This is a genomic window from Pseudomonas sp. PSB11 (assembly GCF_014596605.1).
Classification (GTDB): domain Bacteria; phylum Pseudomonadota; class Gammaproteobacteria; order Pseudomonadales; family Pseudomonadaceae; genus Aquipseudomonas; species Aquipseudomonas umsongensis.
The window spans coordinates 1-25,802 of the sequence record NZ_NOIO01000025.1 but is presented as its reverse complement, the minus strand read 5'-3'; the positions used below and the strand labels follow the sequence as shown (position 1 = coordinate 25,802).

Genomic DNA, 25,802 nt, shown 5'->3' with positions numbered 1-25,802 from the left:
TTTAAATGCGCTCTCTTACCCTTCATCTGAAAATGCTGATCGCCATCCTGGTGGTGTTGGGCATTTCAGTCACGGCCTACCAGATCTTCGTACTCGGCATTCCCGTGACGGAAGACGCCACCGACGACCTGTGGAACATCGACGCCAAGGTCGAGTTCGTCGCCAGTGCCAAGGACCCCGTCAAGATCCAGATGTTCGTGCCACCGTTGAGCCGCGATTACGTAAGCCTCAACGAAAGCTTCATTTCCAATAATTACGGCGTGGCCGTGAACCGAGTCGACGGCAACCGCAAGGTCACCTGGTCGGCGCGCCGGGCCAAAGGCAACCAGACCCTTTATTACCGTCTGGTGTTGACCAAGCGCTACACCGCCGAAAAAGCCAAGATCAAGGGGCCGACCTTCCGCGACAGCATTGCCGTGGAAGGCCCTGAAAAACTCGCCGCCGAAGCGCTGCTGGCGCCGATTCGCCAGCACTCCGCCGACGTCGAGACCTTCATCAGCGAAGCGATCAAGCGGGTCAACAACAGCAACGACGACAACGCCAAGATGCTCCTGGCCGGCGACCCGACACCGGCCCACAAGGCGAAGATCGTCGAGCTCCTGCTGTCCATCGCCCACGTGCCGGTGGAAAAGGTCCACACCATTCGCCTGGTGGCCGACCAGCCACAAACCCCGGAACTCTGGCTGCGCAGCTTCAACGGCACCGACTGGCTGTACTTCAACCCGGAAACCGGCGAACAGGGCCTGCCGACCGACCGCCTGCTGTGGTGGACCGGCGATGAAAACCTGATCACCGTCGATGGCGGCAAGAAGGCCACTGTAACCTTCAGCATGAACAACAGCGAGATGAACGCCATTCGCCTGGCCAAGCTGACCGACGAGAACACCGACGCCAATTTCCTCGAGTACTCGCTGTACGGCCTGCCGCTGCAAACCCAGCAGACCTTCATGATCATGGTGATGATCCCGATCGGCGTGCTGGTGATCCTGGTCCTGCGCAACCTGATCGGCCTGCAGACCCTCGGCACCTTTACCCCGGTGCTGATCGCCCTGGCCTTCCGCGAGACCCAGCTCGGCTTCGGTATCGTGCTGTTTACCATCATCACGGCGCTGGGGCTGTCGCTGCGCTCTTACCTTGAGCACCTGAAACTGCAGATGCTGCCAAGGCTGTCGGTGGTGCTGACGTTCGTCGTGGTGTTGATTGCGGCCATCAGCCTGTTCAGCCATAAGCTCGGCCTGGAGCGCGGGCTGTCGGTGGCATTGTTCCCGATGGTGATCCTGACCATGACCATCGAACGCCTGTCGATCACCTGGGAAGAACGAGGCGCCAGCCATGCCATGAAAGTGGCGATCGGCACCCTGTTCGCCGCGACGCTGGCGCACCTGATCATGACTATTCCAGAGTTGGTGTACTTCGTATTCACCTTCCCGGCGATCCTGTTGATCATGGTGGGCTTCATGCTGGCCATGGGTCGCTATCGCGGCTACCGCCTGACTGAACTGGTGCGTTTCAAGGCCTTCCTGAAGAAGGCTGACGCCTGATGTTCGGCTTCTGGAAGACCTGGAAAGCCCTGGAAGCCCGGGGCATCATGGGCATCAACCGGCGTAACGCGGACTACGTGCTCAAGTACAACAAGCGCAGCCTGTACCCGATCGTCGACGACAAGATCATCACCAAGGAACGCGCCATCGCGGCCGGCATCCACGTGCCGCAGTTGTATGGCGTGATCTCGACCGAGAAGGAAATCGACAAGCTCGACGAGATCATCGGCGGGCGCAACGATTTCGTGATCAAGCCGGCGCAGGGCGCCGGCGGCGACGGCATCATTGTCATCGCCGACCGCTTCGAGGGGCGCTATCGCACGGTGTCGGGCAAGATCGTCGATCACGAAGAGCTCGAGCACCATATCTCCAGCATCCTGACCGGCCTGTATTCCCTGGGCGGGCATCGCGACCGTGCACTGATCGAATACCGGGTGATCCCCGACCAGATCTTCAAGAGCATCAGCTATGAAGGTGTACCGGATATCCGCATCATCGTGTTGATGGGGTATCCGGTCATGGCCATGCTGCGCTTGCCCACCCGTCAGTCCGGCGGCAAGGCCAACTTGCACCAGGGCGCCATCGGCGTGGGTGTCGACCTGGCCACCGGCCTGACCCTGCGCGGCACCTGGCTGAACAACATCATCGCCAAACACCCAGACACCACCAATGCGGTGGATGGCGTGCAACTGCCCTACTGGGACGGTTTCATGAAACTCGCCGCGGGTTGCTACGAACTGTGCGGGCTGGGTTACATCGGTGTCGACATGGTGCTGGACCAGGAGAAAGGCCCACTGATCCTAGAGCTCAACGCCCGACCTGGCTTGAACATCCAGATTGCCAATGATTGCGGCCTGACCTTGCGCACCCATGCTGTCGAGGCACGGCTGGAAGACTTGAAGGCACGTGGCGTGACTGAAACCGTCGAAGAGCGCATGGCGTTTGTGCAGGAGATGTTCGGGCATATTCCACCGGTCGAGGGCTGATCCGGAACCGAGATGTCTCTTTCGCGAGCAGGCTCGCTCCCACAAGGACTGCGCTGAACCCTGTGGGAGCGAGCCTGCTCGCGAATACGATCTGCCAGATTGCGCAGTAGTCATGCCTGCCTTCAATCTGCCAATCCCCTCTAGGAGCAATTCCCCGAGGGGACTACAATCGCCACCCCGCCTCGATGGCTGATCCAACCCGCCCATGCTGACCTGTTCCGTACACCCGCTGCCCTATCGCGCCAACCCTGCCGACTACTTCGCGGCCATTCGTCATGCCCCAGGTGCCGTGCTGCTCGACAGCGGCCGCCCCAGCGCCGAGCGCGGGCGCTTTGACCTGCTCAGCGCCTGGCCGCTGGAACAACTGGCCGTAGCGCCCGACGAACGCGGAAGCGATTTCCTGCAACGCCTTCGGGACAATCTGACACGCTTGGGCGAAGCATCGCTGCCTGCACCTTTCGAACTGCCGTTCGCGGGCGGTTTGATCGGTTACCTGAGCTACGACTTCGGCCGCCACCTGGAAAACCTGCCGAGCCAGGCCCTGGATGACCTGCAGTTGCCCGATGCGCGCTTCGGCCTGTACGACTGGGCGCTGATCAGCGATCACCACCAGGCCACCAGCCAATTGGTGTTTCACCCAACGCTGGCCGACAACGAGCGCCAACGCCTGATCCAGCTGTTCAGCCAGCCCGCCGCTGAAGCGGTCGAGCCGTTCAAGCTGCAAGCGCCGATGAATGCCGATCTGAACGCTGATCAGTATCGCCAGGCGATTGAGCGCATCCAGCAATACATCCAGGCAGGCGATTGCTATCAGGTCAACTTCGCCCAGCGTTTCCGTGCACCCTGCCAAGGTGATCCATGGACGGCGTATTGCGCGCTGCGGCTGGCTTGCCCCACTCCGTTTTCCGGCTTCCAGAGCCTGCCCGACGGCGGCGCGGTGCTGAGCCTGTCACCGGAACGTTTCGTCAAAGTCAGCGATCGCCATGTTGAGACCCGTCCGATCAAAGGCACACGCCCGCGCGGCCTTAGCGCTGCCGAGGACGCGGCGAACGCCGCCGAACTGCTGGCGAGCCCCAAGGACCGTGCGGAGAACCTGATGATCGTCGACCTGTTGCGCAACGACCTCGGTCGCACCTGCCGCACCGGTTCGGTTCGTGTGCCTGAGTTGTTCAGCCTGGAAAGCTACCCGAACGTGCATCATCTGGTGAGCAGCGTGACCGGCGAACTGGCGGATGACAGGGATGCGTTGGACCTGATCGCCGGCAGCTTCCCGGGCGGCTCGATTACCGGTGCGCCGAAAATTCGCTCGATGCAGATCATCGACGAGCTGGAACCCACCCGACGCGGCCTGTACTGCGGTTCATTGCTGTATCTGGACGTGCGCGGCGAGATGGACAGCTCCATCGCCATCCGCAGCCTGTTGGTCAAGGATGGGCAGGTGTGTTGCTGGGGCGGTGGTGGAATCGTCGCCGATTCGGAGTGGCAGGCCGAGTATCAGGAATCGATCACCAAGGTGAAGGTGCTGCTCGATACCCTGCAAAACCTCTAAAAGCTTCGCCGGCAAGCCGGCTCCTACAGAGATGCGACAATCCTGTAGGAGCTGGCTTGCCAGCGAAGGCGTCAGACCAGACGACTAAAGGCTCAAGGTGCGGCTGGAAGCCTTGAGGAACTCCTGCTTCAACTCTTCAAACGTATGCACCGCCGGGAACTGCGGGAACTCGGCAATCACGTTGTCCGGCGCATGGAACAGAATCCCGGCGTCCGCCTCACCCAGCATCGTGGTGTCGTTGTAGGAATCGCCCGCTGCAATCACCCGGTAGTAGAGGCTCTTGAAGGACAGCACCGACTGACGCTTGGGATCTTTCTGACGCAGCTGGTAGCCCGTCACCCGGCCGGTATCGTCAGTAATCAAACGATGGCAGAGCAAGGTCGGAAACCCCAGCTGACGCATCAGCGGCTGGGAAAACTCGTAGAAGGTGTCCGACAGAATCACCACCTGGAAGCGCTCGCGCAGCCAATCGACGAACTCGACGGCACCGTCCAGCGGCTTGAGCGTAGCGATCACCTCCTGGATGTCGGCGAGTTTCAGGCCGTGTTCGTCGAGAATCCGCAAGCGTTGCTTCATCAGCACGTCATAGTCGGGAATGTCCCGGGTGGTGGCCCTGAGGGATTCGATCCCGGTTTTTTCGGCGAAGGCGATCCATATTTCCGGGACCAGCACACCTTCAAGATCCAGACAGGCAATTTCCACAAGACACTCCCATTGGTATTGTTTATTGAGTCGAGCGAGCCCGAACTCTAGCGACAACTCCCCTACCACGCAACGCAGAGGACGCCCCGGCCAGCGCAGCTTTTTGTTACCATCGGCCCCATATAGAGCGCCCAGCGCCACCGACCTGTAGGAAGCCGCCCTGATGAGCCCAACGTTCGACGTCGTGGAACTCGCCACGACCTATGCCAACAAATCCGCCCAGGACATCCTGAAACTCGCTTTTGCCGAGTTCGGCGATGATCTGTGGATATCTTTCAGCGGCGCCGAGGACGTGGTGCTGGTGGACATGGCCTGGAAGCTGAACAAGAACGTCAAAGTGTTCAGCCTCGACACCGGCCGCTTGCATCCCGAAACCTACCGCTTCATCGACCAGGTGCGCGAGCATTACAAGATCGATATCGAACTGGTGTCGCCGGATCACACCAAGCTTGAACCGTTCGTGAAGGAAAAAGGCCTGTTCAGTTTCTACAAGGACGGTCATGGCGAATGTTGCGGCATCCGCAAGATCGAGCCGCTGCGTCGCAAATTGTCTGGCGTCAAGGCCTGGGCCACCGGCCAGCGCCGCGACCAGAGCCCTGGCACGCGCAGCGCTGTGGCAGTGATGGAAATCGACACCGCGTTCTCTACCCCGGAACGCACCCTGTACAAGTTCAACCCGCTGGCGCAGATGACCAGCGAGGAAATCTGGGGTTACATCCGGATGCTGGAACTGCCGTACAACAGCCTGCACGAACGCGGGTTCATCAGCATTGGCTGTGAGCCGTGCACCCGTCCGGTACTACCAAACCAGCACGAGCGTGAAGGTCGCTGGTGGTGGGAAGAGGCCACGCAGAAGGAATGCGGGCTGCATGCCGGCAATATCATCAGCAAGTCATAACAGCGATACCCCCTGTAGGAGCGAGCTCGCTCACGAAAAAACGTGAGAACGCCGCGGTGTCTCAGGCACCCTGCGTTATCGTTGAAGAGCATCGCGGGCAAGCCCGCTCCCACAGGTGTCAGCACTCAACCCTAAAAATGTGTACACATCATTGTCACCATCGGTGTCATTTTTGTGTGCACTTTTTGTTTCTTCGCCCTAAAAAGTTACATTTCCCTGCCTGCCCCCCTCGCCACAGCTTCTTTAAAACACCTCCGAAAAAATAAATACCTGCGCAATCGGTCAACTTATTTCGCCCGTTTTTCAGCAATTTGAAGTTCGTCCATAACAAAACGAAATCAGCCGCAAATTTCATAGATCCCGGACTGGCACGCATCTCGCTTAAGTGCATACATGTTTTGTATACAATCATCTCAAAACATAAAAACACCCAGATCCGCAAGCCTGAAGCGCCCTATCCCGTACAGGCTGCAGATGCCCCGTAACCAATGATATTCGCTACCCGCGACGAAGATTTGTCGAGCCATTGCGCTCATGCACAGTCATCGCGGCGTCGAGCATCAGGAGCCTGCCGGAATGCGTACAAGCCTCTCCAATAACAATATCGCGCTGGATCTACCCTCCTCCCACTCCTCTCCAACCACCGGTGATCAAACACAACAATGCCCCGTGGTACTCAGCCCCCGCCTGCATAACAAGGACCTGGCCCCGACCAAGGCAGAAGGCCGGCGCTGGGGTCGCTACAGCATCTTCGCGTTATGGACCAACGATGTGCATAACATCGCCAACTACTCGTTTGCCATTGGCCTTTACGCCCTGGGCCTGGGCGGCTGGCAGATACTCCTGTCGCTGGCCATCGGCGCGGCGCTGGTGTATTGCTTCATGAACCTGTCGGGCTACATGGGCCAGAAGACCGGTGTGCCGTTTCCGGTCATCAGCCGCATCAGTTTCGGCATCCACGGTGCGCAGATTCCTGCCCTGATCCGCGCCGTGATCGCCATCGCCTGGTTCGGCATCCAGACGTACCTGGCCTCGGTTGTGTTCCGCGTCCTGCTGACCGCCATCCACCCCGGATTCGCCGAGTACGACCACGATTCGATCCTCGGGCTGTCTAGCCTGGGCTGGGTGTGTTTCGTGGCGATCTGGTTGGTGCAATTGGGCATCCTTGCCTACGGCATGGAAATGGTGCGGCGCTATGAAGCCGTTGCCGGGCCGGTGATCCTGCTGACCGTCGCCGCCCTCGCCGCCTGGATGTATTTCCAGGCCAATGCAACCATCGCCTGGTCGATCCGCGAGCCGCTGAGCGGAGGCGAGATGTGGCGCAACATCTTTGCCGGCGGTGCATTGTGGCTGGCGATCTACGGTACGCTAATCCTCAATTTCTGCGACTTCGCCCGCTCTTCGCCGTGCCGCAAGACCATCAAGGTCGGAAACTTCTGGGGCCTGCCGGTGAACATCCTGGTATTCGCTGCCATCACCGTCCTGCTGTGTGGCGCGCAATTCCAGATCAATGGCCGCATTATTGAAAGTCCTACGGAGATCATCGCCTCGATCCCCAACACCTTCTTCCTGGTCCTGGGCTGCCTGGCGTTCCTGATCGTTACCGTAGCGGTCAACATCATGGCCAACTTCGTCGCGCCGGCCTTTGTCCTCAGCAACCTGGCGCCCAAATACCTGACATTCCGTCGTGCCGGGCTGATCAGCGCGACCATCGCCGTGCTGATCCTGCCGTGGAACCTCTATAACAGCCCGCTGGTGATCGTCTACTTCCTCTCTGGCCTTGGCGCCCTGCTCGGCCCGCTGTATGGCGTGATCATGGTCGACTACTGGCTTGTACGAAAAGGCCAGGTCAACGTGCCGCAGTTGTACAGCGAAGACCCCAACGGCGCCTATTACTACAGCCGCGGGGTCAATCTGCGCGCCGTGGCGGCATTCATTCCCGCCGCGCTGATCGCCATCGTCCTGGCGCTGGTACCGGGTTTCCACCGGGTGTCGCCGTTTTCCTGGCTGATTGGGGCCGGGATTGCCGGGATGCTCTACCTGATCATCGCCAAGCGCCAACCTCACTACGCCGACGTCAGCGGTGAAGCCATCGCCGTGGACAACGTCAGCCATTGACTCCATCGCGGCCCGGCAGCGTCGGGCCGCTGAACCACCCGCTATAAGGAATCCCCATGCGTATTCTCGTGGTCAACGTCAACACCACCGAATCCATCACCCAGGCCATTGCCCGTTCGGCCCAGGCCGTGGCCGCGCCCGGCACGGAAATCGTTGGCCTGACGCCCTACTTCGGTGCCGACTCGATTGAAGGCAACTTCGAAAGCTACCTGGCCGCCATTGCGGTGATGGATCGGGTCATGGCCTACGACCAGCCCTTCGATGCTGTGATTCAAGCAGGCTATGGCGAACACGGTCGCGAAGGCCTGCAGGAATTGCTCAACGTGCCAGTGGTGGACATCACCGATGCGGCAGCGAGCACCGCGATGTTTCTCGGCCATGCCTACTCGGTCGTCACCACCCTCGACCGCACCGTTCCTCTGATCGAAGATCGCCTGAAACTGTCAGGGCTCTGGGACCGCTGCGCCTCGGTGCGAGCTAGCGGCCTGGCGGTGCTGGAACTGGAACACGAACCACAACGCGCGCTGGAAGCCATCGTGCATCAGGCTGAACTGGCGGTGACCCAGGACAAGGCCGAAGTGATTTGCCTGGGTTGCGGTGGCATGGCCGGGCTGGACGAGCAGATTCGCCAGCGCACAGGCGTGCCGGTAATCGATGGTGTGACGGCGGCGGTGACCATTGCCGAATCGCTGGTGCGGCTGGGGTTATCGACGTCCAAGGTGCGGACCTATGCGACGCCGCGGCCGAAAAAAATCATGGGCTGGCCAGGGCGGTTTGGCAGGTAGTCCGTTCTTTGCGAGCAGGCTCGCTCCCACATTGGTTCCGCGGCGTACAAAACTCCCCTGTGGGAGCGAGCCCGCTCGCGAATGGGGGCGACTCGGTTTCAAGCCTGACTCAAATAGCACTAAAACGCTGCCCCAACCCCTGCCCGGCAAACTGCTCGATAATAAAATCCACAAACGCCCGGGTCTTGCCCGGCAGCAGTTTGTGCTCGGCGTAATAGATCGAAATATTGCCATCATCGACATACCAGTCCGGCAGCACCCGCTCCAGCGTCCCCGCCTCCAGATACCCCACGGCAAACGGCATGCTCACCAGGGCAATGCCTAAACCCTGGACCGCCGTGGCGCAGGCCGCCTCCGAATCGCTCATGGTCATCCGCGCCGTGAGCGTCAGCGGGCTGTGTTGTCGGGTGCGGCTGGTCAACTGCCAGGAGCGCACGCGGCCAGTCTGCGGCGAGCGAATGAGGATGCCGTGGTGAAGCTTGAGATCATCGGGCTCGAGTATCGCTTCATGCGCCGCCAGGTATCCGGCCGAGGCCACCAGCACACGATGGGCCGGTGTCAGCCTGCGCGCAACCACCCCTTGGGGCAGTTCGAATCCGCCACCAATCGCGGCGTCGAAGCCCTGGGCAATCAGGTCGACCTGACGGTTATCGAAATGCCAGTCCGGGCTGATCGCTGGAAAACGCCGCAAAAACTCCCCGAGCAACGGCACGATGTATAGACGCCCGAAGACGGTACCCATGCTGACCTTCAAGGTGCCCGCCGGACGACCCTCGGCGCTGGCGAGATTGGCGACGGCATTCTGGATCGTGTGCAGGCTTGCACTGACCTCGCTCAGAAACAGCTGCCCGGCCTCGGTCAGCGTCAGGCTGCGAGTGCTGCGCTGAAACAAGCGTACCCCCAGCCGCACTTCCAGTTTGGCCACGCTCTTGCCCACCGCCGCCGGCGTCAGGCTCAAGCGTCGCGCGGCCTCGGCAAAGCTGCCGACCTCGGCACTGCGCACAAAGCATTCGATACTGCTGAAGGTTTCCATAGGAGCCATTATAAACTTATGGTTTACACAGACTATCGCAATAGCCGTCTACTCAGCCTTCGGTGGTCATTAGAAAATAAAATGAAGTCATTAGTTTTTAAAACGGGCAAAGCATGTCGCTTCTTTCAAAGGCGTAGGAAAGAACATTCCCTGACCACTTTGCCGGCTAAGAGGCGAGACCTCAATTAGGAATTTTCGAATTCTACTAGAGGTTCCAGGCTGCTCCGCGTTAGTCCCTGACGGCGCTACCGGAAAAACTTTGCCCCTAACTGGAATAGCTTTTCCGCCAGCAAGGAACTACGCCGGCACGGCCAATGCGCTCGCCGGGTCTTCCCGTACCGGGCTAACAAAGCTCCGATGGTGATGTTGCGTGGATTCGGGCTAGCTGAAATCCGACTTGTTCAACAGAGTCGGCCGATTTCTGCCCCTCACGACAGGCAGAAAACGGCCAGAAGCGGTCGGTCGTGACTGTCTGCTGTGGGCTGTGGATTCAACCGATCGCCATCGAGACCTGCTGGATGTCGCCCGGGTGCCCGGTGGCTGCACGAGATCATCAACCGCTCACGGCACAACCCCAACACACATACCAAGTGATCACGGTAAGTGGCTACCGAGCTTCAACTGCTGTGAGTGGATCGAGTCGGTAAAGGGCGGAGCCAAGCAACTCAAAAAACAACTCTCCTGACGTTGCATTCGGAGCTGCGGATGCTGTGGGCCAGAGCGTCGAGTGTTCCTGGACATGAGCGCAAAGCTTCTGAATTAGCTGACTCTGTTGTCGCAGTTCCTCTAATTCTTTCGGCCGCAGCCCTGGGCTAAACAACAGCGCCAAAATCTGTCTCTCGGCTAATTCTCCAGAGCTAATTCAGGAGTTCCACTGGCATAAACGGAATGCCGGCACGATGGCATTGAATCCGGGCGCAGCCACTCCCAGTCAACAATCAAACCGTCGGCATTGTTAATGGCAGACGTCACATCTGTAACTACGGAACCTACTTCCTTTCAGTTGGGTAGTGAATGCTAAGGTTGGCCTACAATTTGCTCAGTCGCAGGTGGTTGAGCAAGTGTACATTTCACTCAGTACGCCGGTTCAATCATCAGCATAATGAGCCACTGCGCGGCGAAGTGTTTCTCGCACATGCTCACGAATCACTAGAGGTCCGAGCACTTCGATCTCGTCCGCATTGCTGAGTAGAAAGAGCCTCAGGCCTTGAGTATCGCGCAGGGTGCAATTTAGATCCCATTTTCCGTCAATCGATTGCACCATGGTCTGGTCATCCGCCAGCGGATTTTCCGTGAGCCGGTTGTGCAAGTTGGCGCCCAGCCGAAGCCTGAGCTCAACAGGCTCATCGCCATGAATGGTCATGAGGTGTTTTTGTGCTTCGAGCGAATTGACGTCAAAGTCCTCGGGCTCAGGGATCTCCCAGCCGCTTTCGCCAACCGCCACCACTCGATGGAGCATGAGCGCGCACTGTGTTTTCGGACCATTGCTGCTGTACTTACCGCGCCTTGCGCCGGGCTCGGGTGCACAGCCTTCTGGCCACTCTTCTGTCAGAACATAGGCAGACAGGTAGATGTTCGAATCCTGATAGGAGAGCGCCAGGGGTTTGAGGTGGTAGACACACTCGACGCCCTCGGCATCCCGAGGCAGATATGTGACCTTCAACGGCTCATTGTATCGAAGAGCGTCTTGAATCCTGGCCACATGAGCGGGATCGGATCGTCCGGGTTTCAGCACCGTAAAACGTGTGCCTGTGATGATGCGCTTGGCCCACTCCAGCTTTCGGTGAGAACCCTTGCTCATGACGCCATCAACGTATTTACGCAGTTTCCCCAGCATTTGGGGTGGCGCCTGAAGGCCAAAACGAGCCGCATGGTCGATGATGGCCGATACCGTCATGGCCTCTGTAGGCAAGAGCGTCAAATCAAGGCCAGGCCCTGCCCACTCCCAGAAATTGGCTCGCAGGTCCGAGTCCAGCTTGACCAGCCTGACATCCCCGATGCGTTCTAATGCCTCAAGATCCCGTTGCGTATTTTTGGGAATGTGGTTCTCAAGCGCTAACTCGGCGCAGAGACGCTCATGCAGAACGTTGGTCGGCTGCGCCTCCTTGTACTCACACAAAATCTTGCGCAGGCAATCTCGGCGATCAAACAAATCGACTTTATTTTCCACAGTCATCCTTTTGCGGACACGATCTGTCCCTATCTGATGTTTTGATGCTCTGGCTGGCAGGCAATTTCGCTAATCGTAGTGCCAGCCCACAGGAGTATTCATGAATCGCCAAACCTACCTCGCTTGCCCACAGGTGTCGAAGTTCATTAACTGGCTCGCGGCCGAGCTCGATTCTGAATCGCGTTTCACGCACAAGTATGTTGATCGTCGTTCGGGCGCGCAATGGTCGTGCAATAGCTTGTTCGATGCCTTCACCCGCTACCGCTGGAATCATCCGGGAAACTCGCGACTGGCGTTCAATCCCGGTAACTGCTCCATGAGTAATGGCCTTGCTCTCGCGGCACTGCGCAAGGATCTCGAAAACATCCAAGGAAATGACGATCGCGCTGTCGATGCTTCGCTTGACGTAATGAGCTGGGGTGGCGTGAGCGCGGGTAACGCGAGCTGGCTTAAGGCGAATAAGGAAGGACTGGCGGATCTGCTGAAAGCAGTCCAGACAGCAATGGATGCCGGCGATGAACTGGCTCCGGTTCTGCGCTCGAAGCATCTACGTTTCAACTCTGGAATGACCAAGGTTTACTCGCTGCTGTGCAAGAGCTTCGTCATATATGACAGCCGTGTCGCCGCAGCCATCGGCTGGCTTGTAGTGAAATACTGCCAGTCTGTGGGTCTCCTGAAAGTGCCAGAAGCGTTGTGTTTCCCTTGGGCAGCCGCGAAAGAAGCGCCCAACGCAACTGCACCTAAATGCCGCAATCCAGGTATCGGCAATCTCCACTTCAAAGGGCTGCGTTCGGGCGCTCATCACGCACTCTGGAATCTGCGCGCCAACTGGGTATTGAGCGCGGTATTGGCACACCCGACCGCAAAAACCAGCCCCTTCCATTCGGTCGCCTCCCCCCACGATCCGATGCGCGCCCTCGAAGCAGCGCTGTTCATGATCGGCTATGACCTTGGCCTTCAGCGAGCAGCTGTGGCCGCCTGACGTCGGGCCCTCGGTCCATGAACGAGGGTCACCACTGAATCATTGAGGTGAACGATGAAACGCTTGAATCCGATGCAGACCCTAATAGTTGACCTTGCCGCGAACGGAATGCGCGCCATCGAACTGAAACACGCGGTAGTCCGTAACTATCCGCATCTGATGGACGCGCAATACCAATCGGCGCTCTTGGGCCTGCAGGAACTCGAATGCCTGGTGGGCGAAGAAGTGGAGGGAGAGTGGTTTTTCAAAACCCTGGATAAGACCGACCCTGATTATCAGCCCCTCGAATACAGTGCCGAGTTTGCCGAAAAAATCATCGCCGCGTCCTGCGGGGAATTTGTAGAAATCGACGTAGACGATTTCCTTGCTCAACTGGACGCCATGATCGCCAAGGCACAAGGCACTGATTCGAACTCGTCGAACTGAATACCTCAGCGACATTTTTCAGCACGTGCAACGCACTTCCAGAGGGGCAGTGATGAGTATCAAAGGAGACTACGTGTCGGTTGAAACAGATCAGTTCGAGGGTTTGACCACCATTGAGCACCTGCGCCACTGCCGTCATCGCGGGGGGGCGAATGAACTCACGTTGTCCTGGCGTCGCAGTATTCGCCAGACGTCGGACCGCATGATTCTTGATCTTGAAATAAAGACGTCGCGCTCGGGCGGCTGGCTGCCTTCGCAACTGGTCGTACTGGCGGATGACCAGCGAATCGAACTGAACTATTTCCCCAACAAGGCCTGCGAGTACCGCCGCGGTGACCTGTATGAAATCGGCGTGTTTTTTTTGGAGCCCGCGCCTTGCCAGCTGCGCAAGCTGTGTGACGCAGCGTCGCTGAAACTCAAGCTGTACTCGGCCGAAAAGAATGAACACATGCTGCTACCCGAGCAGTTTTGCATCCAGCTACAGCGGCAAGCCCGGCAGTTCTACAACAATGCGTTTGATAAGACCAAGTACACTGAGGCGGTTACCGGAGTTGCCCCACACACGGAGGATGATTCGTTTGCCACGCACATCAACCGCCGCGAGAAACGTTATCGGTCGTTGTGCAGCCAGCGGCTGATTTTGGGCCTGGTATGGCTCGGTATCCTGGGCGGGTTGTGCCTGATCCCGGTGTTCTCAAAAGTGAGTCTATCGAGTAGCGCGTCCGATCTGGCCATCATTCTCGCGCTGCTGAGCTCATTGATCTGGGTTGTACCGCATGTGCAAATTCTCTGGATTGAACAGCAGAAAAACAAAGAGTGCCCACGCTGCCACCATCGTGCGATAAAGCTCACCGGCTACCGGGAAAATGTCTATCAAGTGCGATCCGTGGAGCAGATTGTGAATGATCGGCTGACGGGCAAGCGGAAATCGCGGCAGGTAACAGTCACGGATCATGAGGTGACGCAGGATTTCGCTTGCATGGATTGTCGGCACAAATGGACGCGAAGCCATATTTCGCGGGGCTTCTAGATTAAAAATCAGCAGGGAGCATAAACGTGTCTGATATGCAGATTACATTTGGCATGCAACTCGATGGTCAGCGGCCGGTACAGCCTGGCAATCAACTAGGGTCTGTGATGGTTGGGCCGCAAGGGTTGCTGGAAATTCTCGAAACACAGCTTGGTCTGGTTGCTCTACAGCCATGTGCCGTCCAGCGAGCAGCAGCGTATCGAGATTGTCTTGCGAAGGGTACCGACACCAAACGCTTCTATCTCGCTAGTTTCCTGGCCGATGAACTGGGCGTCGCTGCCGAGCTGCTCTCCTGGCGTGACGATCTATATCTACACGGCTGGGATGGCAATGCCTCCGCTCATGGAAGCGCACGCATCAGTGATCTCGCCGATGTTGAACAGCAAGCAAAGCGCTACGTCGCACCATCGGTAGGCGAGCGCTTGCGACGCATAGCGTCAACTTTGCAGACGCGTCGAACGCCCATTGAAAAAATCCTGTTAGTTGATAATTGGCAAACGTACCCCCGCGCCTGGCAAGACGTGCTCCAATGCCTTCCGCATGCGTCCATCGAGCCACCGTCAGGCCGCGCGAAAGGCTTTTTAGGACAGCTGCAAGAACAGCTTCAAAGAAGCATTGCTGGTGAACAGCTTGCCCCTCTCATCTGGCAGGACGACGGCACAGTGCAAGTTGTACAGGCACAAACCCGCTCCCTCGCGGCCAGTTGGCTCAGTCGCTCGTTTAAGGACAACGAGTCATTACTGCTGGTTTCGAGCCAGGAAGGTGATTGCCTTGATGCACACATGGTTGGCGCCAGCCGGGCTCGTCAGGGGCTCGATAGCGCAAGCGCATTGCGTCCCGCGCTCCAAGTGCTGCCACTGGCAATAGAGCTCCTCTGGGCGCCTCTGAACTACCCATCCCTACTGCAATTCCTCACGCACTCAATATGCCCGATTCGCACCCATGCGCGTCGTAAGCTGGCGGCCAAGATTGCTGCGTCGCCCGGTGTTGAGGGTGTCCTCTGGGAGGACGTAGTAGGCGGTATCAGCCAACACTATGGGGACGAAGCATCGCAGGTTCTGGAATCCATAACCGCTTGGATACAGGGTCCGACATACAGCAAAGACCAGGGCGCACCCTTGGAGGACGTGCTGGGGCGAGTCCGACGGCTGAGCAGATTCTTCCAAGGGCGAATGGGGCGCGCCGAAGCGTCACCCCATCTCGCATCACACGCAGGCCACGCACAGTGCACAGCCATTGAGCAAGCACTTGAAACCCTTGTCGCGCAGGGCGTGTATCTGCTTCGCCCACGCCAGCTGCAGCAAATGGTGGAACAGGCTACCGCGGCTGGAAACGATAACCCCTTACTGGCGGCGCAAGTGGGGGCGCAACTGGCGATCTCACGACCCGGAGCGGCTATCGAGCATGTGGACACTGTGGTGTGGTGGAACATGAGCATACCGGTGCTCCCCGGCCATTCGGTGTGGTCCAACGCAGAACTCAAACAACTTGAAGAAATGGGTGTGGCAGTGCCAACGGGCGCGACCCTGCTCGCCCAAGCCTCCCAGGACTGGCTACGCCCCCTATTGGCCGCGGATCGCCATTTGGTCTTGGTACTCGGGCGACAGAGCGAGGAAAGCCATCCTTTATGGCAGATGGTGGAAACGCTGGTCGATCATCCCAAGGTTGAGGTGCTGGAAGCGCTATTGGTTGCCCCAGGCCCCTTGTCCCAACCTCATCGGCTGGCTCCTCTGCCGTTGCGCAAACGCTGGTGGAAGCTGCCTGGCCGAACGCCACTGTCAACGGTGGAAAAAGCGTCTTTCTCCAGTTTGAATCTGCTCCTGTTCAACCCTTATCAATGGCTGTTGCATTACGGAGCGCGAATTCGCCCTTCACAAAGCCTCACCTTGGGCGACAGTTTTCAGCTCAAAGGAAAGCTGGCTCATCGCATAGCAGAGCGGTTTTTCACTTCGCAGGACGCTTTGAGCCTGAGTGATGGCGATTTTTCAGCCTGGTTCGCGCTTCACTTTGACCAAGTGATCAGAGAGGAAGGCGCGGTGCTGTTGATGGACGGCCGTGGTGCTGACCTGGCTTCTTTTCGCTACCGGGTGCGACGTGCACTGAAGCAGCTGCTGACTCATTTATCGGTTGCGTCAGTACAAAGCGTTACCTGCGAAACACAGCTTGAAGGACAGTTTGCGGGGGGCGTGCTGGCCGGATCAGCCGATCTGATCATCACCAAAGCGGATGGCCATCAAGCGATCGTCGACATGAAGTGGGCCGGAGGCAAGACATATCCTGACCAACTCAAGGGCAATCGGCACCTCCAACTGGCGATCTATGCCGAACTGTTGCGCCAGACTACTGGATCGATGCCTTCAGTGGGGTATTTCATACTCGACTCCGCCCGCCTTCTGACGCCGGATGATCAAGCATTCGCGGACTCTGAGTGCATTCCAGCAAATCCACCGGGCACCACGCGCGAGTTGTGGCAGAGCTTTACAGCAACATGGGCATGGCGTCAGGCGCAAATTGCCGGTGGGGAATTCGAAGTTGCCTTGGAGGGTATCGAAGAGGACGAACTATCCGTCCCGCCTGATGGAGCAATGTCGATGGAATACCTCAAAGAATCCTATAACCGCTACTTGGCTCTTGCCGGGTGGGAGCAATGAGAATGCCGACACCTCCTCGCATCACCTTCATCAGCGCCGGCGCAGGCAGTGGCAAAACACACCGGCTCACAGAGATCCTTCATCAGGAACTGCTCAGTGGTGATGTCGACCCGGCCGGCGTCATTGCCACCACCTTCACCCGAAAGGCGGCAGCGGAGTTGCGCGAGCGGGTTCGTGGTCACCTGCTCAAGCAAGGCAACACAGGCCTGGCCACAGCTATGGGCCTGGCGCGCATCGGCACAGTGAATAGTCTGTGCGGCCAGTTACTGGAAAGATTTACCTTTGAGGCTGGCATGCCGCCTCAACAACGTGTTTTGGAAGACAGCCAGGCAAAAGTGCTGCTGAACCAGGCGATCGATCGTGTACTCAACGGCGAAATGCTGGAACGTTTCCTCGCTGTTGCTCGTCGTATGGGCCTGGAAATAAACGAGCAAACGGGAGAATTCAAAACTCACAACTGGCTCGACGATCTGCGTCAGATACTCGACCAGCTACGCACCAATGACATCGACCTCGAGTCAGCCATGAGTTTCGCCAAGCGCAATGCCGATGAACTGCTTGCCCATTTTCCGGCACCTGCAATATCAGACTTGAAGCTTGAACTGCTCTCCACCATTCCCGATGTGCTCGCTCAATTGATAGCCGCTGATAGCAAAGTTGGCACCACGCGCACCTACCTGTCGTTGCTCAAGGATTTCCAGCGGTCACTGTGTCAGGACAGCGCTCGCTGGAGTGACTGGGCAAAGCTATCGAAGACCGAACCGGAAAAGAAGCTCAAGCCATTGGTCGAGCGTATAGGTGAAACCGCTGCTCGCTTCGCCGAGAGTCGAGCGCTGCACAACGACATCCAGGACTACCTCGAGCAGGTGTTTAGCCTGGCAATCAGTGTTGTGAAGGTCTATGGCGACTCCAAGCGTGAACTGGGCGTGCTCGATTTCGCAGACCAAGAGCATGCACTCCTTAAATTGCTGGATAACCCTGCAGTAGCCCAGGTACTAGGGGAAGAGCTGGATCTGGTCATGGTCGATGAGTTCCAGGACACCAGTCCGATGCAACTGGCGATTTTCTTGAAATTGTCGCAGTTGGCTAAACGGGTTTACTGGGTGGGTGATATCAAACAGGCCATTTATGGTTTCCGCGGCAGTGACAGCGCCTTGATGCAGGCCATCCTCAAGTCACTTCCGCAACTCGGCGGAGAAAAGGAGGTCCTGACTCAATCCTGGCGTTCTCGGCCAGAACTGGTAGAGCTAATCAACGACGTTTTTGCGCCTGCATTCGAACCCGACCTGGCAGCATCTGAGGTACGGCTTTCACCCACTCGACAGGACCGTCTGCCCGGCGCGGCGTTCGCTAACTGGTGCCTGGACGGTAGTAACGTCGTTCAGTACATGGAGGCATTAGCAGCAGGTATCCAGCAACTTATCGATCAAGGCCACCCTGTATTCGATAACGTCAGTAAATCCATTCGAAATGTTCGCCCTGGCGATATCACGGTCCTTTGCTACTCAAACAGCAACGTGATCAAAGTAGCCAGCGCCCTTGCCCAAGCTGGACTCCGATGCTCGACAGCTCAACCGGGATTACTGGCCAGTGCCGAGGCGACTCTGGCGCTGGCATGTTTGCGTCGTTTGAATGATCCTGCCGATACATTGGCCACTGCCCAGATCGTTTCACTCACCGGCACCGAGGAGCCCGAAGCCTGGGTCTCTGAGCGATTGCGCTATCTGGATGCGGAACATCCGCAGGCGCAATGGCGTGAAGAAAATATTGAAGACCACGCAGCCCACCCAGTGGTCGCCGCTATCGCGTTGTTGCGTGCTGACCTTGCGCTGATAACACCCAAGGAAGCATTGCAACGCCTTATAGCCGAATGTGACCTCCTCTCCCTTGTGACTGCCTGGTCCTCCTCCCCAGCCATGGCGCAGCAACGACTTGCGAACGTCGATGCGCTGATCGACCTCGCCCAGCAGCATGAGGAGCTTTGTCGAAATGGGCTGGGCACCGCATCCATTTCCGGCCTGATTCTTTGGCTAGACGAAATCGCGAAGAGCCAAAGTGATGCACTACCGGTACCGGCGCTGGATGCTGTGCAGGTGATGACCCATCACGCCAGCAAAGGGCTGGAATGGCCCGTGGTCATCTTGATGGATCTGGCGCGTGATTTCGGCGATCGCTTATGGTCTGTATCGACACGCTCAAACAGCATTTTCGACCCGCACAGGCCGTTGCATGACCGGTTCATTCGCTACTGGCCATGGCCGCTTGGCAAACAGCAAAAAGTGCCGATAGCCGAAAAGATCGCGGACTCTGAAGCAGGAATCATGTTCAAGCACGAGGCCACAGAAGAGGCCAAGCGCCTGCTCTACGTCAGCATGACCCGTGCCCGTGACCTGCTGGTGATCGCGTCTCCTGCTAGAAAAATGAGCGGTCCATGGCTCAACTGCGTAACCGCTCCTTGGTTGATACTCCCGGAGGGCGAACAACAATTGACGTTGCCCGGTGGTTCAACGCTGCTCGCCAACGCCCAAAAGCTCTCACCGCGGAGCTCACCGATTCCAGTTGATGTCAGCGCTGAAATACTTCATTGGTTTGCACCGAGTCCGGCCAGCGAACAGAGACTGCCATTAATATTCCAGCCTTACAGTAGCGAAACACGCACCTTTTCTACGCATCGCGATAAATGCCAGATTGGGGCACGTATTGTGCTTCAGGGCAGCCCGGTAATGAGCGTCTTGGGGGCCGCGATCCACGCCAGTCTGTGTCTTTCATTCGCCGACACGGATCAGCCGATCGTCCTGGAGGACATTCGCCGCCTGCTGGCGGCCCATGACCTTCTCGAAAATCTGAATGCACAACAGCTTCACGATCAAGTGGGTGCATTCCACGACTGGATTGAATCTCGGTGGCCCGGGTCACGGGCAATGGCTGAATACCCGGTACAACAAATGTTGGAGACCGGTCAGGTCTTGAACGGGCGTATTGATCTGTTGCTAGACACCCATGAAGGCTGGGTAGTGATCGATCACAAATCGAACCCTTCACCGATGGCGCGCTGGGATGAATTGGCCGACGAGCACATCGGCCAGCTCGAAGCTTATGCCAGAGCCATCCAAGTTGCGTCGGGCAAACCGGTAGCACAAGGATGGATTTTCCTTCCCACAGCTGCCGGTGCCGTACGGGTCTTTTGAGCAAGTAACGGTTTTGAACGACCGATAACCCTGATTGCGGCCCAGGTACGGGCCGCACTTTTTTCACTCAGGGGCAGCTATCTGACCCTCAAGGCCTGCTCCCGGATTCGAGCGGTCAGCCCAGGCGAACAGCGCCATCTCTACGTCTGCCACTCGCCAGCCTGTCGCCGTTGGCGCCGCCGGAAGATTGCATCCTGGTCGTGCGATCTTCGCCGCATCGAGTTGTGCAACCAAGTCAGTACAAAATCCCTGAAATGCGACATAGCCTCGGACCATCGAATTTTCATTACTGTCGTAAATCCTGCTTAGCAACCCGGCTTTGAGCATTGCTTCGCGTATGCGTCCATCAAGGCTGGCGTGCAAATTCGGCCGCAAGAAGCGCAGCAACTTCGATGCGTAGGTCAACCCGCAACCGGGAATCTGAAGCGCTGCAGTGATTGCGGCCTTTGGATCATCAATATTGGCAACCACCGGCTGGAAGATATCCAGCAGTGACACGTTGCCCAACCCGACTTCAAACCTCATCCGGGGATCATTCTTGCCAGCTCCCCACGCGAGAAGCTCGCGGACGTAGTCCGTCGGCGCGGCAGCCACTTCAGACTGTACTGTGAGCCACGCGCCTCGCTCTTCCAATGATTTCATCCATGGGAAGTCGGGGTATATGTCGCCCGGATAGCCTCGTGCCTTATGGTTCGCATTCGACCAGTTGTATGCACAAAAGAACGTGGGAAATTCGTTGAGATTGAAAGCGGACATAATGCTTCCTTAGCGCTGTCCAGCGCGAGTAGTGGCTGCTCGAAGTAAAGTTACTGGAGCGACGTTTTTTACTCATCAGGCACTCCTATTTGGCGAGCATTCTTGCCGAAATGGGTGTCTGGCTTCATTAGACCAATACAAAGCAGAGCCACTGGGCGACCTCATGACGGCCGCGCTCGATGTTGAGCGCAATGCGAAGCTGATGCAGAGCAGCGTGGCTTTGGCACTGTCGTTGGGTATTTCTCCTGCGGAGCTGATCACAGGTCATGATGAACTTGATGCGTCTATGTTGGCTTGAATGATTGGAGGCGCGTGCGTCGCGCCCCCAACCGTTACCAGTATCGTTGAAGGTGGGACGGACTATCTTGCAGCCCTTCGCAATCGGCCAGAACCAGCCGGTGACAAGTGACTCTCCCCTTCCCAAGGCGCCCGAGCTTTAACGGTTGCATGCCCCATTTTCATTCATAAATGGCCGGCAAATCTCCGGGACCCAGTTCGGCTTTTATCGCATTACTGGGTTGGTCACAGCAGGCTGGATCACCTAGCAGCATCACCAAACGCTCATCGTACGGATGGAAAGCACCACCTCCAACAACGCGGTGCCCGAGACACTCGCATAACTCCAGTTTATCGAAAACATCCCCGTAGCCCCAATCGGGCGAGGAGAAAACGACTGCCAGCAATCGATTGAAGACCGGCTCACCATCAAGAGTGGAGAGGGCATCAAAGGGCACTACATTGAAGAGCAATCGGTGTTGCCGCGCTTCCAGGAGGACACTTGCTATTTCATGCGCATCGAACGCCGGAATGGCATTGCAACAAAAGCAGGCGCACAAATAACGGATAACTGTCTCGATCCACCGGTCGAACGAGCGCCCACACGGCTGTTCCGAGTAAACCAGTTGATAATTTTGAGGCAAGAACTTTCGCTCAACAGGTTCCGCATCTAGATAAAACACATACGAGAACTGGCCGGTAACCTGCATCGAGACATCTAGCGGGGCATTGACAAGAAACGCAAAGCGGGCGCGATCGACTTCCTGAATGGTTGCATGAGAAAGCAAGCCAGCCTCATCGGCATAACTGTAGATTTGGAAATCTTGTGACTCGAACTTAAAACCAAAAATTTCACTTCTACTGGCCATCCGGTCAGTACCTCTGCACTATAGCAAATGGCCATTATATCATTATTGTCACCACGTAACCCTTCGAGAGCAGACACCACTCATGTCCTTCGTGCCTTCATTTTTTGATTTCTTGATTACCCATCTCCAGCAGGAGGAGCGCCGACGCATGCTGATGTCCATTGCGGTCACAGCAGCCCCTGAGCATTGGTTGAGCCTGGAAGCTGCTGCGCTACTGGACGTCAATCGTGCCCGGTTTGGACTGGGCGAACCTCTGGATGAGCGTCACAATGTGCCCCGCTGGCTGATCGCTGCCGAGCGCAAGAAAGTGGATTTGTGGATCGAAGATCAGACAGGAGAACAGCCACCCCATTCCGTGGAGTTCAAAGTCATCCACAATAATAAAAATGCCTACCAGAAAATATGGGAAATCCGCCGTGACCTGCAAAAGGTAATACCTAATACCGAATCGAATGACCAGGTCATACGGTGGGGTGCGGTCCTTCTGGTGTTCCATCGCTTCTACGAAGATCAAGCCGGCGGGTACGCGCTGAATCGTCAGTTCAAGGATTGCCAAGGAATGCTTCAGGCCTTTGAACATGCACTGCAAGACGACGAAGAATGGTATGAAGGCGCGCCAAAACTGGAGCTGGCATTAGAACCCGTGCATCTCTGCGACATGTCCACGGCAAACTACATCGACCCGGCGAATGGACAGTCGGCTATCTATATCGCGTTGGTAAGAAGAAAAAACTGAGGTGCCTCCCGTGGAAATTAATCAGGGCTTGCTCGATGCACTACAAAACGCCAAGCATGTCCTTGTGTTTACCGGAGCTGGAGTTTCTGCGGAAAGCGGAATTCCAACGTTCCGTGATGCGCTGGTTGGATTATGGGCACGCTTCGACCCCGCAGCCCTGGCTACACGTGAAGCCTTTAGGCGAGATCCGACATTCGTATGGGGCTGGTATGAGTGGCGGCGGATGCAGGTGTACAACGCGCAACCCAATCTGGCGCATCGGGCAATTGCTGAACTATCCGCCATAGTGCCCAAGCTGACACTGGTCACACAGAACGTAGATGACCTGCATGAGCGCGCCGGCAGTATTGAGGTCATCCATCTGCACGGGAGTTTAAACAAGCCACGTTGTTTTGCCTGCGCCAGGTTCGCTATCGACCCTTTGCCGCTGCCTGATGAGCCAATAGAGGGTCGGCACTTGGAGCCGCCGCGATGCAGTCATTGCGGTGGCAAGCTACGCCCTGGCGTAGTGTGGTTTGGAGAAAGCCTCCCCGCCCAAGCTCTCGCGCAGGCTTTTGCCGCTGCGAAAGACTGTGACGTACTGCTATCTGTCGGTACATCGGGAGTAGTCGAACCCGCAGCACAAATACCAGACATTGCCTGGCGGGCGGGAGCTACCGTGGTGCATATCAATCCAGACGCCAAGTGTATCCGAAGCGTGCGCGAGTTCTGGCTAGTCGGGCGAGCAAGTGAAGTACTGCCACAACTGCTGATGCAAGGATTCAGGTCTCACGATGAGTTATTGCGCAAAGCAAATCCAAACGCAGACCTTTGAATGTGAGGCTATGCGGGCATTTAACGCCCCACCCTTTTTGTATCGGGTTCCGATGCACTGAGATACTGGAAGGCCCGAACGGCGGAGTGGCGACGGGCCGCTTCGGGTCGGATAGCGACCACCAGCCATTGTGACTGATCCACCCTTGTCCTCCCTCAACGTGGAGGACGAGCCATGAACACTATTGCTAGATACAGCCATCAGCCTTGGAACAAGGGAAAGCTTGTCGGGCAGAAAGCCCCGCTTCGAGTCAGAGATATCTGGGCCATCCGCGTAAGACTTCAGCTTGCTGAGAAGACCCGGGACTTGGCGCTCTTCAACTTGGCCATCGATAGCAAGCTGCGTGCCTGTGACTTAACCAAGTTGCGAGTCCGAGACATAGCTCATGGGGAACATGTGTCGTCACGGGCCATCGTGATGCAGCAGAAAACCCAGCATCCAGTGCAATTTGAAATCACTGAGCAAACCCGAGTGGTTCTGGAGGCTTGGATGCATCAGGCGCGTCTCCGCAGCGAGGACTTCTTGTTTCCAAGCCGATTGCACGCCTCAGACCATCTTTCCACCAGGCAATACGCTCGAATAGTCAAAGCGTGGGTGACAGCCATTGGCCTTGATCCAACCATGTACGGTACTCACACGCTACGGAGAACCAAGGCATCGTTGATCTATCGCAGGACGAAGAACCTGAGAGCTGTCCAACTCCTGCTTGGTCATACGAAACTTGAAAGCACTGTCAGATACCTGGGGATCGAGGTCGATGATGCCCTGGAAATGGCGGAACAGACGGAGGTCTGATCATCCATAGTGACGGTCGATGCTAGGCCGTCGCTATCCGACCCTAAGCAGACCATGGCTAACGCCCTAGCCCCGGAGGGGCGACTTGAACGATTTGTTAGGGCCAAACCGTGCCAACCTGGCGCTGGCCCTTCCTTGGCCGAACCGACAGAGACACTGAGTACCGCAACTGGTCTGTTAGAGCCTTACGCCCGCACTGGGTAGATGTGGTAGCGATTGGCCCCAGTTCTTTCAATTATGACCCTGCTGCCAGCAGACAAGGCATGGGACTGGAAAAACTCTCCCACCCAAGAGCGCTTTCTAAAAATCTTCTTGTCACCTGCAATGTCAGTGAAAACCGGCTCCGCAATGCCGCAGTGGATCTCTAGTTGAGCGCCAAGCTCACTTTCATTGGGACCACCAATGGATTCAGCCGGAAATAAATCTATGACACTGGAGAGGTAAAGGTGATTATTGTTAAGGTTGCCTTGCGTTAGTTCAATTACCCGAAATAGCACGACTCTCTCCTATAGTATATAAAAAACCCAGCACTGAACTACTAATTATAGTCAACATTTTCTAATGGTGGAGCTTGATCAAGTCGGGTATTACTTGGAATTCGGTGAAACTTTTCTACACGACCACACATGTTAAGTTTCATAGCGTCCGGACCGGTGAACTCTCCACGCTTTAGCTGGTCTTCACCTGCCATTTTCGTAAAGTGGGTGTCTACATCAGGCCCGTTTTTAACTATCCGGTGATCTACATCGATTGCTATCCCACCAGTAAATGGAGTCGTCTGGACAAGAACAAAATAAGTAGAAAACCCAAGGTTGCGACCATTTTCATCTCGGCTGTGAAATACCATCAGCCCATGCTGGGAATATGGCAGTTCGCCGGGGCTGAGCTTGAACATGATAGTATCACGGGTATCGGCCCCCATCTTCTTGCAGACTACCTCTGCCTGCCATTTCCCAACTCCTCGACTCGAAAGGCCGGAGTTTTCAGGCGCTTGAGCTACGCATCCGGTCAAAATTGAAGACGCTATTGCAATAAGATATTTTAAAATTTTTGCTCTCCTAAACTTACTAATAGGTAAAAGGCCGTTTCTACTTAGTTTCTGAGTGAGGGTGCAGCATGCGTACTGCTTATTTAAGCGACACAACTTTCAAATGCGCAGTTACCTCATTCTCAGTTCCCCCCTGCGCATTTGAGGATGTGCCAGGTCTATGATATCAAATTGGCACTACAAAATGGTATCGTCACCACCTTTGATCGATCCCATCAGCCAAGACCGACTGCTTGGCTCTCAGCCTCGAAGATCGAAACTGGACTTGGCTTTTTTACACGCCCTAGGCCATTGCTGCGGGGCACGAAGGGCGCCTCTCGACCCAGGCTGTGTGAAAACGCACTGAACACTTCGAAAGCTGAGAGCTACGGGCGTTGCCTGCGAAACCAGCAGACGGAATCGCGAATTGCCCTAGTCAGTTACATAGGCGTTCGTTAATGCTGTTTGGG

22 protein-coding genes are annotated in these 25,802 nt (G+C 56.8%); 15 read left to right on the top strand and 7 right to left on the bottom strand.

Features of this window, described 5'->3' with window-relative positions:
- Positions 1 to 5 precede the first annotated feature (5 nt).
- The 3 genes from CGA21_RS23495 to pabB all read left to right on the top strand — a co-directional run bounded on the left by CGA21_RS23495 (position 6) and on the right by pabB (position 4,076).
- Positions 6 to 1,541: an inactive transglutaminase family protein gene (locus CGA21_RS23495; RefSeq protein WP_033044105.1), complete on the top strand. Its 1,536-nt coding sequence runs from the start codon at positions 6 to 8 to the stop codon at positions 1,539 to 1,541.
- The gene (locus CGA21_RS23490) at positions 1,541 to 2,527 is read left to right on the top strand and encodes an alpha-L-glutamate ligase-like protein (protein ID WP_110749537.1); all 987 of its coding nucleotides are present in this window, start codon (positions 1,541 to 1,543) and stop codon (positions 2,525 to 2,527) included. Before CGA21_RS23495 ends, CGA21_RS23490 begins: the two co-directional genes overlap by 1 nt.
- Positions 2,528 to 2,732: 205 nt before the next feature.
- Positions 2,733 to 4,076 carry an aminodeoxychorismate synthase component I gene (pabB, locus tag CGA21_RS23485; protein ID WP_188265149.1) on the top strand — a complete coding sequence of 448 codons (1,344 nt, stop codon included), beginning with the start codon at positions 2,733 to 2,735 and terminating at the stop codon, positions 4,074 to 4,076.
- Between the two features lie 84 nt (positions 4,077 to 4,160).
- On the opposite strand, the gene thrH is transcribed toward pabB, so the two are convergent.
- Positions 4,161 to 4,778 carry a bifunctional phosphoserine phosphatase/homoserine phosphotransferase ThrH gene (gene thrH / locus CGA21_RS23480; protein WP_188265148.1) on the bottom strand — a complete coding sequence of 206 codons (618 nt, stop codon included), beginning with the start codon at positions 4,776 to 4,778 and terminating at the stop codon, positions 4,161 to 4,163.
- A 163-nt stretch (positions 4,779 to 4,941) separates the two neighbouring features.
- On the opposite strand from thrH, the gene CGA21_RS23475 reads away from it, so the two are divergent.
- From CGA21_RS23475 to CGA21_RS23465, 3 genes are all read left to right on the top strand, one after another.
- A complete protein-coding gene (locus CGA21_RS23475; protein WP_033044110.1) occupies positions 4,942 to 5,676 on the top strand; it encodes a phosphoadenylyl-sulfate reductase in 735 nt (244 codons plus the stop codon).
- Positions 5,677 to 6,252: 576 nt separating this feature from the next.
- Positions 6,253 to 7,794, top strand: coding sequence for an NCS1 family nucleobase:cation symporter-1 (locus CGA21_RS23470; protein ID WP_188265147.1), 1,542 nt, complete (start codon positions 6,253 to 6,255; stop codon positions 7,792 to 7,794).
- A 56-nt stretch (positions 7,795 to 7,850) separates the two neighbouring features.
- The gene (locus CGA21_RS23465) at positions 7,851 to 8,579 is read left to right on the top strand and encodes an aspartate/glutamate racemase family protein (protein WP_110749547.1); all 729 of its coding nucleotides are present in this window, start codon (positions 7,851 to 7,853) and stop codon (positions 8,577 to 8,579) included.
- Between the two features lie 109 nt (positions 8,580 to 8,688).
- Here CGA21_RS23465 and CGA21_RS23460 read toward each other — a convergent pair whose 3' ends face one another.
- Positions 8,689 to 9,612 carry a LysR family transcriptional regulator gene (locus CGA21_RS23460; protein ID WP_188265172.1) on the bottom strand — a complete coding sequence of 308 codons (924 nt, stop codon included), beginning with the start codon at positions 9,610 to 9,612 and terminating at the stop codon, positions 8,689 to 8,691.
- A gap of 1,087 nt (positions 9,613 to 10,699) precedes the next feature.
- On the bottom strand, positions 10,700 to 11,782 hold the full coding sequence (locus CGA21_RS23455; protein ID WP_317451700.1) for a WYL domain-containing protein: 1,083 nt from the start codon (positions 11,780 to 11,782) through the stop codon (positions 10,700 to 10,702).
- Positions 11,783 to 11,882: 100 nt separating this feature from the next.
- Between CGA21_RS23455 and CGA21_RS23450 the strand changes: the two genes are divergently transcribed.
- Genes CGA21_RS23450 through CGA21_RS23430 form a run of 5 tightly spaced genes read left to right on the top strand, consistent with a single transcriptional unit; the run spans position 11,883 to position 20,059 of the window.
- Entirely contained in the window at positions 11,883 to 12,764 is an 882-nt protein-coding gene (locus CGA21_RS23450; RefSeq protein ID WP_188265145.1) for a hypothetical protein, read from the top strand.
- A 54-nt stretch (positions 12,765 to 12,818) separates the two neighbouring features.
- Positions 12,819 to 13,190, top strand: a complete 372-nt coding sequence (locus CGA21_RS23445) for a hypothetical protein (RefSeq protein WP_188265144.1) — start codon at positions 12,819 to 12,821, stop codon at positions 13,188 to 13,190.
- Between the two features lie 52 nt (positions 13,191 to 13,242).
- Positions 13,243 to 14,220 (top strand): hypothetical protein, encoded by a 978-nt coding sequence (locus CGA21_RS23440; RefSeq protein ID WP_188265143.1) that lies wholly within the window; start codon positions 13,243 to 13,245, stop codon positions 14,218 to 14,220.
- Between the two features lie 35 nt (positions 14,221 to 14,255).
- Complete coding sequence (locus tag CGA21_RS23435; protein WP_223194238.1) at positions 14,256 to 16,871, top strand: PD-(D/E)XK nuclease family protein; 2,616 nt, start codon at positions 14,256 to 14,258, stop codon at positions 16,869 to 16,871.
- A 2-nt stretch (positions 16,872 to 16,873) separates the two neighbouring features.
- A complete protein-coding gene (locus CGA21_RS23430) occupies positions 16,874 to 20,059 on the top strand; it encodes a UvrD-helicase domain-containing protein (protein ID WP_188265141.1) in 3,186 nt (1,061 codons plus the stop codon).
- 63 nt (positions 20,060 to 20,122) lie between these two features.
- On the opposite strand, the gene CGA21_RS23425 is transcribed toward CGA21_RS23430, so the two are convergent.
- The gene (locus CGA21_RS23425) at positions 20,123 to 20,815 is read right to left on the bottom strand and encodes a hypothetical protein (protein ID WP_188265140.1); all 693 of its coding nucleotides are present in this window, start codon (positions 20,813 to 20,815) and stop codon (positions 20,123 to 20,125) included.
- Positions 20,816 to 20,978: 163 nt separating this feature from the next.
- On the opposite strand from CGA21_RS23425, the gene CGA21_RS30170 reads away from it, so the two are divergent.
- Complete coding sequence (locus tag CGA21_RS30170; protein ID WP_262927141.1) at positions 20,979 to 21,113, top strand: hypothetical protein; 135 nt, start codon at positions 20,979 to 20,981, stop codon at positions 21,111 to 21,113.
- Between the two features lie 160 nt (positions 21,114 to 21,273).
- Here the strand turns inward: CGA21_RS30170 and CGA21_RS23420 are convergent, their stop codons facing one another.
- Complete coding sequence (locus CGA21_RS23420) at positions 21,274 to 21,960, bottom strand: hypothetical protein (RefSeq protein WP_188265139.1); 687 nt, start codon at positions 21,958 to 21,960, stop codon at positions 21,274 to 21,276.
- A gap of 82 nt (positions 21,961 to 22,042) precedes the next feature.
- Here CGA21_RS23420 and CGA21_RS23415 point away from each other — a divergent pair, with 82 nt between their 5' ends.
- The 3 genes from CGA21_RS23415 to CGA21_RS23405 all read left to right on the top strand — a co-directional run bounded on the left by CGA21_RS23415 (position 22,043) and on the right by CGA21_RS23405 (position 24,305).
- Positions 22,043 to 22,696: a hypothetical protein gene (locus CGA21_RS23415; RefSeq protein ID WP_223194235.1), complete on the top strand. Its 654-nt coding sequence runs from the start codon at positions 22,043 to 22,045 to the stop codon at positions 22,694 to 22,696.
- A gap of 10 nt (positions 22,697 to 22,706) precedes the next feature.
- The gene (locus CGA21_RS23410; RefSeq protein ID WP_188265138.1) at positions 22,707 to 23,510 is read left to right on the top strand and encodes an SIR2 family NAD-dependent protein deacylase; all 804 of its coding nucleotides are present in this window, start codon (positions 22,707 to 22,709) and stop codon (positions 23,508 to 23,510) included.
- Positions 23,511 to 23,684: 174 nt separating this feature from the next.
- Positions 23,685 to 24,305: a tyrosine-type recombinase/integrase gene (locus tag CGA21_RS23405; RefSeq protein WP_188265137.1), complete on the top strand. Its 621-nt coding sequence runs from the start codon at positions 23,685 to 23,687 to the stop codon at positions 24,303 to 24,305.
- A gap of 185 nt (positions 24,306 to 24,490) precedes the next feature.
- Here the strand turns inward: CGA21_RS23405 and CGA21_RS23400 are convergent, their stop codons facing one another.
- Positions 24,491 to 24,802, bottom strand: a complete 312-nt coding sequence (locus CGA21_RS23400) for a hypothetical protein (RefSeq protein ID WP_188265136.1) — start codon at positions 24,800 to 24,802, stop codon at positions 24,491 to 24,493.
- A 41-nt stretch (positions 24,803 to 24,843) separates the two neighbouring features.
- On the bottom strand, positions 24,844 to 25,200 hold the full coding sequence (locus CGA21_RS23395; RefSeq protein WP_188265135.1) for a hypothetical protein: 357 nt from the start codon (positions 25,198 to 25,200) through the stop codon (positions 24,844 to 24,846).
- Positions 25,201 to 25,802: the final 602 nt, after the last annotated feature.